Origin of the sequence: Methylomagnum ishizawai (assembly GCF_900155475.1) — a bacterium.
Classification (GTDB): domain Bacteria; phylum Pseudomonadota; class Gammaproteobacteria; order Methylococcales; family Methylococcaceae; genus Methylomagnum; species Methylomagnum ishizawai_A.
The window spans coordinates 93,241-105,572 of sequence record NZ_FXAM01000001.1; the positions used below are offsets into that span (position 1 = coordinate 93,241).

Genomic DNA, 12,332 nt, shown 5'->3' on the forward strand with positions numbered 1-12,332 from the left:
CTAGAACCAGCTTTCGCGCACATAGATCACATCGTCGGGGCGCACCAAATCCCCGAGTTCGGCCGTCTCCGTCAATAATTCGCCCTGGCCACCGCGGCGCTTCACCTCGACGCCGTCGTCGGTGCCCCGCGCCGTCAGCCCGCCGCCGATGGAAATGGCCTGGGCGATATTGATATCGCGCTCCAAACGGAACACGCCCGGATGCTGCACTTCGCCATAGATATAAAAGGTCTGGGCCTTGGGCACGTACACCAGATCGCCGCCCGTCATCCCAATATCCTTGGAGACATCGCCCGCGAACAAGGCACGCAGATCGATTTCCCGATGCTGATTGCCGCCCCCGGCGGTCCGCACCAAGACCGCCACCTCGCCGCCCTCGCTGGACACCCCGCCCGCCGCCGCCAAGACCTGCGACAAGGTACTGGCCCGCTCCAAGGCATACTGGCCGGGCTTGCTCACCGAACCCATCACCGAAACCTGCTGGCTGGCGAATTCGGTCACCACCAGATTCACATGGGGTTGCTTGATAAAACCCTGTTCGGTGAGTTTCTGGGCCAGGAGGGTTTCCGCCTGCCTGGGGCTTTTACCGCCAACCAATACCTCTCCCACCAAAGGGAAGGTAATCCCGCCCGACGCGCTGACGCGGGTTTCGACCGCGAGGTCTGGATAATCGAATACCGTGATTTTCACGAAATCACCCGGCCCCAATAAATAATCCTCGGCCCCGGCCACTCCATAACCCCCAAGCAATAGCCAGAAAACCACCCACCACCGCAAGATCGTTCCCATGCCGAGCGTGGAAACGATAGATATCTCTTTGTTCATAAGCCATCGATCCCCTTTTGTAGATGCCGCCCATCGGACGAGGTCAATTCATTTTGCCCAGCGTTGGACCGTTGCATTGTCTCGGGCTCATACCCGGCGAACTCGCCTTGATAATGAATTTCCGCCACCTGCCATAGACGGTTCAAATGTATACGGCTGACTTCCACATTGCGGACGCTGGACAAATAAGCCTCGATGGCGGGCTTGGCTTTCTCTTCGTCCACCGGCGCTAATAGAGCCGCTTCCAATTGCAGGAGCAATACGGTTTTACCCCGCTGTATGGAAGCAATATCGCCTGGTTTCATACCGACCAATCGTGGCAATAGTTCCAAGGGTGCCTGTTCCGCGCTCCATTGCAGCCATTCGGTTTGGTAGTCGATCATTTGCGCTTGCAAAATATTGGCGGTTGCCTGCGGGGTTTGTATCAGATCCAATAGTTTTTGGAGTCCTGGGTCGAATCGGTCGGCGGGTATGGAGAACGCCTGCAAGCGGTATAGCTTGCGTTGGGAAAAAAGTTCGGAATGCTCGCGATAGAAAGCCGCGGTGTCTTCGGGCGTGGGCGGAACTTTGGGCAAAACCTTGCGCTCCAGATAAGCCAAGGCCAATATCCGGCGCTTGGCGTCCTCGATAGCAAGCATAATTTTAGGATCGCGCTCTAAATCCTCCCGCATCGCTTGTTGGACTAATAACTCCTGTTCGATCAAGGTCTCCAAGGCATCGCGGCTAGCCTCCCGTGGAGTTTCCCCGGTTTTGACCCTAGTATGTGCCAGGAAGCTATTCAACTGATGGACGGTGATTTCCGCATGGTTCACCCGTGCCACAACCTGGGAAGAATGCTTGGCCTCAGAGCCACCGCAACCCGCGAGCGCAAGACTGATAAATACCAGGATGATCCTGATCAATACCTTAGTCATTCCTTTGGTCTCGCTCCGTCGAATCCTTACCATCCAAGTGACATAAATCCCAGTCTGAATCCAAAGCCTGCTTTGACCCAAACATCAAAAGCCTTCCATGGCAAACTTTGGACCCCTGGAAATTCCGCTTTAATAAGCATGTTTATCCCCGAACAAGACCTTCACAGTCTTTAGGATAATCCAGCAATCCAGGCCCAAAGACCAATTCCTGAGATATTCCAAATCGCATTCGATGCGCCCGCGCATATGTTCCAAGTCGTCACCGCCGCGGAATCCATTGACCTGCGCCCAGCCAGTAATTCCCGGCTTGACTTTATGGCGGATCATATAACCCAGGATTTGCTTGCGGTATTGCTCGTTCACCGCGATGGCGTGTGGCCTCGGTCCCACCAAACTCATACGGCCCTGTAAGACATTGATGAACTGCGGCAACTCGTCCAGTGAGGTTTTACGGATGAACTTCCCGAACACCGTTACCCGGTTATCATTCTGCGTGACCTGGGTATAATTCGCGGCGCCATCCTCGGTCACGGTCATCGAACGGAATTTGTAAACAATGACCTCTTCCCCGTCCAAGCCATAGCGCCGCTGGCGGAATAAAACCGGCCCTGGTGAATCCAATTTCACCCCCAGCGCGACCAAGAGCAAAACCGGCGAAATCACCAGCAAAATCGCCAAGGAGCCAACGATATCGAAACCCCGTTTAATGAGTCCACGTAGGCCATAAAAAGGAGTATCGCAAATCGCCACGACAGGCATTCCATTGACCTGTGAAAACCGCGCCTGGATCAAATCGAAGATAAAAATATCTGGCACGAAGAACACCGAAGCCGTGGTATCGCGCAAAGATTCTAGTAACTGCTGTACCCGTGGCTGTAAAGACATGGGCAGGGCGATATAGATCAAATCGATCCCATGTTTGCGGACATAATCAGCGGTTTCCGCCACCCGGCCCAATAACCGGTCTTCCATATTTTCGGGCAAGCGCCAAGCTTGGCGGTCGTCGAAAAAACCCACGACCCGGATACCTAGATAAGCATCCTCGGTGACTTTCTTATGCAGCGCCAAGCCCAATGGGTTGGCGGCGATAATCACGGCTTTGCGGGCTTTGGTGCGGTTCGCCACCGAGCGCAGGGCGTTACGCGCCAAAAGTTGCGAACCCAGCAATGCGACGGGCACCATCACGAACCAGGTGAAAATGATTCCATGGGAAAACATGCCCGCAGTTTTAGTGGCATAGCCCACCAAAAGTAAAACCCCGAACACCACGCACCAATTCCACAGAATAGAATTGATCGCCTCGAAGTAAGGAAACCGGGCACGGTCGCGGTATAAGTTGATTTCGTCGAACACTTGGGCCGATACCAGAAACCCCAGGACTCCGAGAATCACATAGGGTTGGTCCAGCGCATGTCCATAGCCTAGAGCGACCAAGGCCAAGCCCAAGCTAACCACCACCGGGCATAGTAGCCATTTAATCAAGATCACGCCGGGCAAATCCAGCGAGGTGGCCCCATGGGAAGGGGCTTTGGTCAGTCGGGCCGAGGGCAGGCATTCGAGTTCGGCCTGGGTTTCCGTATATGCGCCATGATTGCCTTTGAGCCAACGCGGCGGGCGGGTATTCCGCAAGAGCGTCCCTGATTTTTTCATCTGATACAACATCCTTGTTTATCCGCCACGCAGTGCAGCCTATTTCCCAAGATACAGGCCACGCATATTGATTACGGATTCCCAAACCGGGTTTGGGAACGAGTATCGATAGATGTCAGCGCAAAGCCGTTTTCAGGGGGGTCTTTGGCGCCCAAAACTTGCTTTCGGGGCCATGCACGGCCAAGACAAACCTCTTGGATTCCAAAACAGTTTCGCGGACACAGATATGCAAAATCCAGCTAACCGGAAATGGTTCCTTGTCCTTGCCCCAAAGCCTTATGCTTGCGGCGGATTTGGAAGGCGATCAAGCTGACGCCCACCACCATCATGGCCCATTCTTCGGGTTCGGAGACCGCCAACACCTGGAATGATCCCGCGAAGCCGGTGTGCGGGTCGATGGCGTTACCGCTGGCGACCAGCGTATAGGTGATACCGCTGGTAAGCCCGGCGAAGGTATAAGCATGGCGGACAGGTTTGAAAGGCTTGAGGGCGGAACTGCCCGTCAGGTTCAAATCCAATCCGGCCACGGTTTGAAAGCTGGTCAAAAACCCGCATCCGAACGCCGAATCGGACAGAAAAAAAACAATATCCTTAGTGAAACCGCCGCCCCCTGCGATATTGTCTTGGAATTCCACGAAATTACCATGATCCAGCGGGGTGCTGATGGTAAACGAATCGTTGATAGAAACACTGGATTGCAATACGTTGCGGTTGATATCCTTGACCGTGACCGAATTAATGGCCGCTCCCGCTGTGCAGGATAAAAGGCCGGACCACAGTGCAGCACTCAAAGCGATAAAATATAATTCCTTCATCGCCGTATACCTTCCATGCTGGAATGAAAAAACACCATCCTTGTCACCATCACTTGGACGATTCCGTATTGGCCTGGAACCTTATGGATCGACTTACGATCCTTAGGTTCTCCATTTTCACGTCTGCCTACAGATCGTCACACAAGCAATATCAGCCAGTTTAGGATACGTAAATCTTGCCCAGCTGGGTGTACGTAGCTTTCCTTAGTTACGCGGCGTAGATAGGGAATCGGGCTGTTTATAAGAACCCCCTCTGGTAAATACTGCATTCCCACCGGGTAGCCGTGGTGTGCCCTATCCCTATTGTCGCCAGGTGGCATACACCCCCGTCACCACGATGAACAGCGCCAATCAGCAGTATTTCCACGATATGCAGGCGGAAGGCCGTGGCCATGGTCGGGCCGCTGTGGTGGACTTTGTAGAACCGCCACAGCGAGTCGAAGGTATGGCTAGCACAGTGCCAGCCATACAAGGCCAGGTTCCAGTAGCACGAACGACAGCGCCGCTTTGATCTTACGCGCACAAAAAAGCCCGGCATCAAGCCGGGCTTTTTTGTTTTAGGCTGGCGTCCCCAGGGGGATTCGAACCCCCGTCGCCGCCGTGAGAGGGCGGTGTCCTGGGCCTCTAGACGATGGGGACAGTAACGAGGGCGCAAAGCATAGCGCCATGCGTCCCCGAGGGCAAGGCTGATTTAGCCGATCTTGGCGCAGATGGCCTCGGCCATCTGGGCGGTGCCGCAGGTGGATTCGGGATTGAGGTCGGGGGTGACGTATTTCCCTTCGCGGATCACCTCGCGCACGGCCTGCTCAATCCGGCGGGCCGCGGCCAGCTCGCCGATATGCTCCATCATCATGGCCCCGGCCAGGATCATGGCGGTCGGGTTGGCAATGCCCTTGTCGGCGATGTCGGGAGCGCTGCCATGCACCGCTTCGAACAGCGCCGCGTCGGTGCCGATATTGGCCCCGGCGGTCAGCCCCAAGCCGCCGATCAGGCCCGCCGCCAAGTCCGACAGGATATCGCCGAACAGGTTGGTGGTGACGATCACGTCGAAGCTCTGCGGTTTCATCACCATGTGCATACAGGTGGCATCGACGATCTTGTCGTCGAACTCGATGTCCGGGTATTCCTTGGCGATTTCCCGGCCGATCTCCAGGAACAGGCCGGACGTGCATTTGAGGATGTTGGCCTTGTGGACCAGGGTGACTTTTTTGCGCTGGGCCTTGCGGGCGTACTCGAAGGCATAGCGGATGATGCGCTCGGAACCGACCTTGGTGATGACCGCGATGCTCTCGGCGGCGATCTTCTCCGCGTCCACCTTGATGAAATGCTCGATCCCGGCGTACAGCCCTTCGGTATTCTCGCGGATCGTCACCAGATTGACGTTGTCGTACATCGTGTCGGTGCCCTCGAAGGAGATCACCGGGCGGACGTTGGCGTACAGGTTGAAGGCTTGGCGTAGGGTGACGTTGACGCTGCGGTAGCCCCCACCCACCGGGGTCGTGAGCGGTCCCTTGAAGCACAGGCGGTTGTTGCGGATCGATTCCAGGGTGGCGTCGGGCAGCGGGTTGGCGTGCTTCTCGACCGCCGCCATGCCGGCCAGTTGCCGATCCCAGGCGATTTCGACGCCGGCGGCTGCGATGACCTTGATCGCCGCATCGACGATGGAAGGGCCGATGCCGTCGCCGGGGATGAGGGTGATGGAATGCATGAAGGGACTCCTACGGTTACGGGATGGTTGGGCGTTTGTTTAGCCGGGATTATCCACCAGGACCCCGGCGGACTTAAAGCAGGGTGGCGGGGAACGGACCGCCGCCGGGAACGGCGGGATGGCATGCCCCATCGGCGACGGTTCCGCACCGGGGTGGTGCGCTTTCCGCCCCATGCCAATATCTGATAGATTGACTCGGAAATCACCCGCCCACGGAGCCAAGCATGGACATCAACGACCGCATCAAAGCCCAACTCGCCGAAAACCCCGTCATCCTGTACATGAAGGGCACGCCCAACTTCCCGCAATGCGGTTTCTCGGGCCGGGCCGTGCAAATCCTGGAGCAGTGCGGCACCGACTACGCCTTTGTCAACATCTTCGAAGACCCGGAAATCCGGGAAGGGCTGAAAGCCTACTCGAATTGGCCGACCTTCCCCCAGCTTTATATCAAGGGCGAATTGATCGGCGGCAGCGACATCATGCTGGATATGTTCCAGAAGGGAGAGTTGCAGCAGCATCTGGCCACGACCGGCAGCGCCAACCCGGAAGCCTCAAGCTGAGGGTTCGGGTTCGGCCCCAGGCCCATGGAACCGGCCTTCGGTTTCCACCAAGTCCGCCCAGCGGTTGACGATGCCGCAGAACAGCCGGGCGGTCTGCTCGGCGTCGTAGATGGCGGAATGGGCTTGCTCGCCGTCCCATGCCAGGCCCGCCGCCTGCGCCGCCTTGGCCAGCACGGTCTGGCCGTAGACCAAGCCGCTCAGGGTCGCCGTGTCGAAGGTGCTGAAGGGATGGAAGGGATTGCGTTTGATCCCGGCGCGTTCCACGGCGGCGTTCAAGAACCCGAGATCGAACGCCGGATTGTGCCCGACCAGGACGGCGCGGGTACAGGCGTTCCGCTTCACCGCCGCCCGGATCGGGTGGAACAGCTTGTCCAAAGCCTCCTTCTCGTCCAGCGCGAAGCGGAACGGATGGAAGGGATCGATCTTGTTGAAGCTCAGCGCCGAGGGTTCCAGCTTGGCACCGGGGAACGGCTTGACATGGCTGGCGTGGGTCTCCGCAAGATGCAGGCGGCCCTGGCCGTCCATCTCCATGATGACCGCCGCGATTTCCAAGACGGCGTTTTTGGTGGGATTGAACCCGGAAGTCTCGATATCGACGACCACCGGCAGGAAGCCGCGGAAACGGCGGGCGAAAACGGGATGCGCTGGATTGTGCATTAGAAAAGTGCGATTTTTCCTCGACTCGGCTGGGCAAGCTCATTATATTTGTGTATCTACCTGGGTTTAAAGCTTAACGCCGCGCCGAAGCTTCCGCCCAACGGCCAAGCCGGTAGACTTCCGCCAGATTTCCGAGCAAGGGCTTACCACACAATGAAAATAAGTCGCCATCCAAGCCGCGCCCGGCGTAGCCTCGGGTTCGCGCTAGCCGCCAGCCTCGCCGGTTGCGCCAATACCGGAACCCCCCCCCAGAGCGATCCCCGCGACCCTTGGGAGGGCTGGAACCGGGAAGTCCAAAGTTTCAACGACAAGCTCGACGACTACATGATGAAGCCGGTGGCCCGTGGCTACCAATACATCACCCCTTCGATAGTCGATCAAGGCGTCACCAACTTCTTCAGCAATGTGGACGACGTGGCGGTCATCGGCAACGACCTGTTGCAATTCAAGCTATTGCAAACCGGCCAGGATGTCGGGCGCCTGGTGGTCAATACCACCTTGGGGCTGGGGGGCTTCGTCGATGTCGCCAAACACCTCTCGATGCCCAAGCACAACGAGGATTTGGACCAGACCCTGGGCACCTGGGGCGTCCCCTCGGGACCGTACCTGGTGCTGCCCTTCATCGGTCCCAGCACCCCGCGCGGCGTGGTCGGCGTGGCCGGGGACACCATGTCGAACCCGATCAACTGGATCAATCCGGTCGCCATTCCTTGGGGTTCGGGCATCGTCAAGACCGTGGACATGCGGGCGGATTTGCTGAGCGCCACCAAGATCATGGACGAGGCCTCGGTGGATCGCTACGAATTCATGCGCAACGCCTATTTCCAGCAACGCAAATACCTGATCTACGATGGCAACCCGCCGGTGGACGAGGATTTGGAAAAGGAAATGGATTTGGAACTGGAAGGACTGGATTCGGGCGGTTCCACCCCACCGCCCCCGGTGGCCGCCCCCCTGCCGACGGAACAGCAACCCGCCGAAACCGCCGGCAAATGACCCCGCCGGGGCGGGTTCGCAGCCCGCCCCTACGCCGCCGCCACGATCAAAGGCACCCGCATCTCCGCCGCGCTGACACCGCCGTGCATCCCGATATGCTCGTGGCGGTGTTCGCCCGGCAGCCAATCCTTGATGACATAGTCCTCCTTCATCACCAGGGTGTAATCACCGATCCGGTCCAAGAGGGCGGGATGCGGCGTCCCCAACCCGAAAAAGCCCCGCCCGATCAATTCGGCGCTAGGCAGCCAGTCCGCGCAATGGCCCAGTTCGGCGCGGACATAAGCCTCGAAATCGCCGCAGCGCTCCGGCTTCACATAGCAATACGCCACCCGCTGTTCCCCGCACAAAGGCAGCGCCAGGCAAGCGGCCAGGGCGGGATGGTCGTCGAGGCGGATGCGCCGGTCCTCGGGCACATCGATGAAACCATGGTCCGCCGTGACCAGGACTAGGGTGCCAGTGCCCTTGATATAGTCCAGGAACCTGAGGAAACCTTCCTCGAACGCGGCGAAATGCCAATCGGCCTCGGCGCTGAGCGTGCCCGCCTCGTGGGAAATCCGGTCCAGCTCCGGCCAATAGGCGTAGACGAACTTGCGGTCCGGGGTCTTGCGGAGGGTATGGGCCAGGGTCAGGAAGAAATCCTCCTGCCCGTCGTAGGGCCGCAGTTCGGCCTTGCCCCGGTGCGCCAAATTGAAATCGGAATGGATGATCCGGCGCGGCACGGCCACATAGCCCGGCACCGGCACCCGGTCGAACACGGGCAAGTGGTCGAACAGCTTGTTGGCGTCCACCCCCGCCTGGGACAGCGCCACACCGCCATAGCGCGGCGTACCGGGCAGCACCGCGATGACCGCGCCCAGTTCCCGGAAATACATATGCCAGCCGGTCAGCCCATGTTGTTGCGGGGCGACCCCGGTCAGGAAGGTGGTGATGGCGGCGGCGGTGGTGGAAGGGAACACCGAGGTCAGGGAGCCGCGCACCAGGCCGCCGAGCCGGTTACGCCGGGCACGGCGGGCCAGGAAATCGCAGCCCAGGCCATCGACCACCAGCAGCACCACCTGCCGGTAGTCGGCGACTTCCTGGGGACTTAGGATCGACAAGGGCGCATAGCCCGTAGCTTCCCCGCCCAAGCCCTGGATCAAGCTCGCCATCAGGTTGACGATGCTTCCGCCCGCGTAGTCCGGCAATACCATGGTGTTTCCCCGTTGTTGTTGTCTTACGCCTTCCGGGCGCGTGGTCGAATCGGTGCCGGGATCGATAGGGCGCGCGCCCGGCTCGGACGGGAAGCCCAACGCGATCCCGGAGCGGCGTTCCTCAAACCGCCTCCCGCAGCCGGTCGATGGCGGACACGTCGGCGGCATCCAGACGGAGGGCCGGGGCGCGCAGGCTGTCGGCGATACTGGCGGGCTTGCTCGCGCCGGGGATCGGCAGGATGTGTTCGCCCTTGGCCAGGAACCAGGCCAGGGCGATTTGATAGCGGGTCGCCCCGTATTTTTCGGCGAGCTGGCCGAACAAGGCGTTTTGCCCCAGGCGCTGATGGCCGCGATGGCCGCCCACCGGGCTGTGCGGCAGATAGGCGATCTGGCGTTCCCGGCAAAAATCCACCAAGCCCGAGGTGAAATCATGCTGCTCGAAGGGATTGCAGCGGTTCTGCACCGAGACGATGGGCGTATGGGCCAACGCCTGTTCCAGCAGGTCGCGGTCGACATTGGACAGGCCGATATGCTCGATCTTGCCTTCCTCTTTGAGCCGGACCAGGGCTTCCAGGGAGGGCAGCAAGCCGAGCCGGGTATCGACCGCGTGCAGTTGGTAGAGCGCGATACGCTCCACGCCCAGGGCTTGCAGGCTTTGCTCGCAGGAGCGGCGCAGGAAGGCGGGATCGCCATCCACCACCCAATCGCCTTGGGGCCGCCTGAGTCCGCCCTTGGTGGCGACCAAGGCGAGGCCGCGCTGCCCGAAATGGTCCAGCGCCTGGGCGATCAAGCGCTCGTTATGGCCGATATCGGCATCGTCCAGGCAGTACACATTGGCGGTGTCGATCAAGCCGCCGCCCGCGTCCAGGAAGGTGCGGATCACCTCGAACGCCTGGCCGGGGTCCGGCCTGCCCTGGATCGACAAGGGCATCGCGCCCAGGCCGATGGGGGGTACGCGCCAGCCGGTTCCGTTGATTTCCCTGTACATGGCTTTTCCCTCCGAATGCGAGAATCGATAAACGGTGAATTTCTTGAAGCGTCGGATCATAGCATTGTTTGAGCCAGATCAAGAATCCCGGCCTCGGGAATCGCAAACCTTGCCAGAACAGCCTCGCGCCCCAAACCGGCTCCACCCCGATCCCCAAGCCCCGCCCGCCTAAAAAGCACCCCGCCGGACCGCCCTGGATGTTAAATTACCCAGCAAACCACTCCTTATCCAGCCGACCGGAACCCGCGCCATGGACCCCCATCCCCCCGCCGAATCCCCGCTACCCAACAGCGCCGCCGACCTGCTCCGCGTGGCCCTGTTCGCCGCCGAGCGCCATAAGAACCAGCGCCGCAAGGACGCCGAAGCCTCGCCCTATATCAACCACCCGCTCACCGTCGCCAACATCCTCGCCAACGAAGGCGGGGTCGGGGATGCGGTGGTGCTGTTCGCGGCCCTGCTGCACGACACCATCGAGGATACCGCGACCACTTGGGAAGAACTGGAAGCCGAGTTCGGGAGGGAAGTGACCAGCGTGGTGCTGGAAGTGTCGGACGACACCACGCTGCCGGCGGCGGAACGCAAGCGGCTACAGGTCCAGCACGCGCCCAAGGCGTCGGAGCGGGCCAAGCTGGTCAAGATCGCCGACAAGATCGCCAACCTGCGCGACCTCAGCCACCGTCCCCCGGCGGGTTGGCGGCTGTCGCGCAAGCAGGATTATTTCGATTGGGCCAAGGCGGTGGTGGATGGCTTGCGCGGGATCAACCCGGCTTTGGAAGCGGCCTTCGACGCGGAGTACGCCAAGCGGCCGCGGGATGCCTAGGAATCGCTGGCGGGCGGGTTCCCAAGCTCTGTTTGGGAACCCGCCCGCCTTGGGCACGGAATACGCGCCCACCTTACAAACAACGTGAAAATGCCCTAAAACGCCGCCAAGCCATTGATGGTCGCGGGCAACCCGGATGCCCCGCCGCTCATCGGCGCCAGCGCCCCGTCGGTTTCGATATGGAACAGGCCAATCGACCCCGCGCCGCTGTTCAGCGAATACAGGTATTGGTTGTCGTCGCTCAGGACCAGATCGACGGGCTTGGAACCCGCCGCGAAGCTGGCCGCGACCCCGCTGGGATCGAGCAAGTCCGGCTTGCCATTCTCGCTCAGCCGGAACCCGCTCACGGTATCGTTCGGGGTGTTGGCGGTGTAGGCGAAACGGCCATCCAGCGTGACCGCCACCCAGCAGGCGGCGGTTTGCCGGGTCGCCACCGGGTTGCCGACGGGCGACAATTTGCCGCCGGGTTGGGCGGTGAACACCGCCAGGCTGCTGGCCCCGGCGCTGCCGCCGTTGGCCTGGGTCACGAACAACTGGTTGCGCCGTCCGAAGGCGAAGCCGAACGGCGTCGGCGCCGGGGAATCCGTGATCATCGCCGGTCCCAGCCCGCCCAGGCCGTCCACATCGAAGCTAACGATGTGGTTGGTGGCCTTCTCGGTCACCACCAAGGTCCGGCCATCGGTGCTGAAATGGACCTGGGCGGCCCCGACACCCGTGCCGCTGAGGGTGTGGGCCGGACCGGGCAAGGGGGACAGCTTGCCGTTATCGCCGATGCGGAAACCGCTGACACTGTCGCTATCGGCGTTCAGCACGTACAGGAGATCGCCGAACACGGTGAGACTGATGGGCTTGTTCCCGCCCGAGGCGATGCGCTGGATCGACCGCAAACCGCCTTGGGAACCACCAATCGCGAAGGCGGTGATGTCGTGGCTACCCGCGTTGACCACATACAGCCAGCGGGCGTTCTGGGCGATGGCGAGGCCACCCTGGTTGCCCAACCCGGCGCTGGTGCCCAGCCCGCCGGTAGGATAAACCTGGATGGGCGACAAATCGCCATTTTTGGCGCGGTGATACGCCATCACCGCATTGCCCGCGGCGTCGTTGGTCGCGGTGTAGACGCCACCGGCCTGGACGGTGGAGGCGACCGCCAAACCCAGCCAGACGGAACGCAGCGCAAGTTTCATAGCACGCATATCGAGAACTCCATGG

The 12,332-nt window shown here is 60.4% G+C and carries 12 protein-coding genes and 1 tRNA gene; 3 read left to right on the plus strand and 10 right to left on the minus strand.

Annotated features, from left to right (window positions below; all coding sequences use genetic code 11):
* The 6 genes from epsE to B9N93_RS00480 form a co-directional block, all read right to left on the minus strand.
* Nucleotides 1-825 (minus strand): polysaccharide export protein EpsE, encoded by an 825-nt coding sequence (gene epsE, locus B9N93_RS00455; protein WP_125468778.1) that lies wholly within the window; start codon nucleotides 823-825, stop codon nucleotides 1-3.
* On the minus strand, nucleotides 822-1,772 hold the full coding sequence (locus tag B9N93_RS00460) for an EpsD family peptidyl-prolyl cis-trans isomerase (protein WP_085209871.1): 951 nt from the start codon (nucleotides 1,770-1,772) through the stop codon (nucleotides 822-824). Before B9N93_RS00460 ends, epsE begins: the two co-directional genes overlap by 4 nt.
* Nucleotides 1,773-1,868: 96 nt before the next feature.
* A complete protein-coding gene (locus tag B9N93_RS00465) occupies nucleotides 1,869-3,389 on the minus strand; it encodes an undecaprenyl-phosphate glucose phosphotransferase (RefSeq protein ID WP_176225072.1) in 1,521 nt (506 codons plus the stop codon).
* 239 nt (nucleotides 3,390-3,628) lie between these two features.
* Nucleotides 3,629-3,934, minus strand: a complete 306-nt coding sequence (locus B9N93_RS25235) for a hypothetical protein (protein WP_125468780.1) — start codon at nucleotides 3,932-3,934, stop codon at nucleotides 3,629-3,631.
* Between the two features lie 833 nt (nucleotides 3,935-4,767).
* Nucleotides 4,768-4,843 (minus strand) — tRNA-Glu (locus B9N93_RS00475).
* A 52-nt stretch (nucleotides 4,844-4,895) separates the two neighbouring features.
* The gene (locus B9N93_RS00480; RefSeq protein WP_085209875.1) at nucleotides 4,896-5,912 is read right to left on the minus strand and encodes an isocitrate/isopropylmalate dehydrogenase family protein; all 1,017 of its coding nucleotides are present in this window, start codon (nucleotides 5,910-5,912) and stop codon (nucleotides 4,896-4,898) included.
* 224 nt (nucleotides 5,913-6,136) lie between these two features.
* On the opposite strand from B9N93_RS00480, the gene grxD reads away from it, so the two are divergent.
* Nucleotides 6,137-6,472, plus strand: a complete 336-nt coding sequence (gene grxD, locus B9N93_RS00485; RefSeq protein WP_085209876.1) for a Grx4 family monothiol glutaredoxin — start codon at nucleotides 6,137-6,139, stop codon at nucleotides 6,470-6,472.
* Here grxD and rnt read toward each other — a convergent pair.
* Entirely contained in the window at nucleotides 6,464-7,129 is a 666-nt protein-coding gene (rnt, locus tag B9N93_RS00490; RefSeq protein WP_085209878.1) for a ribonuclease T, read from the minus strand. The genes grxD and rnt overlap by 9 nt on opposite strands.
* Before the next feature lie 153 nt (nucleotides 7,130-7,282).
* On the opposite strand from rnt, the gene B9N93_RS00495 reads away from it, so the two are divergent.
* The gene (locus B9N93_RS00495; protein WP_085209879.1) at nucleotides 7,283-8,125 is read left to right on the plus strand and encodes an MlaA family lipoprotein; all 843 of its coding nucleotides are present in this window, start codon (nucleotides 7,283-7,285) and stop codon (nucleotides 8,123-8,125) included.
* A 29-nt stretch (nucleotides 8,126-8,154) separates the two neighbouring features.
* On the opposite strand, the gene B9N93_RS00500 is transcribed toward B9N93_RS00495, so the two are convergent.
* A complete protein-coding gene (locus tag B9N93_RS00500) occupies nucleotides 8,155-9,315 on the minus strand; it encodes an alkaline phosphatase family protein (protein ID WP_085209881.1) in 1,161 nt (386 codons plus the stop codon).
* 121 nt (nucleotides 9,316-9,436) lie between these two features.
* A complete protein-coding gene (locus B9N93_RS00505) occupies nucleotides 9,437-10,303 on the minus strand; it encodes an aldo/keto reductase (RefSeq protein ID WP_085209883.1) in 867 nt (288 codons plus the stop codon).
* 250 nt (nucleotides 10,304-10,553) lie between these two features.
* Between B9N93_RS00505 and B9N93_RS00510 the strand changes: the two genes are divergently transcribed.
* On the plus strand, nucleotides 10,554-11,123 hold the full coding sequence (locus B9N93_RS00510) for an HD domain-containing protein (RefSeq protein ID WP_085209885.1): 570 nt from the start codon (nucleotides 10,554-10,556) through the stop codon (nucleotides 11,121-11,123).
* A gap of 95 nt (nucleotides 11,124-11,218) precedes the next feature.
* Here the strand turns inward: B9N93_RS00510 and B9N93_RS00515 are convergent, their stop codons facing one another.
* Entirely contained in the window at nucleotides 11,219-12,316 is a 1,098-nt protein-coding gene (locus B9N93_RS00515; protein ID WP_085209887.1) for a lactonase family protein, read from the minus strand.
* Nucleotides 12,317-12,332 lie beyond the last annotated feature (16 nt).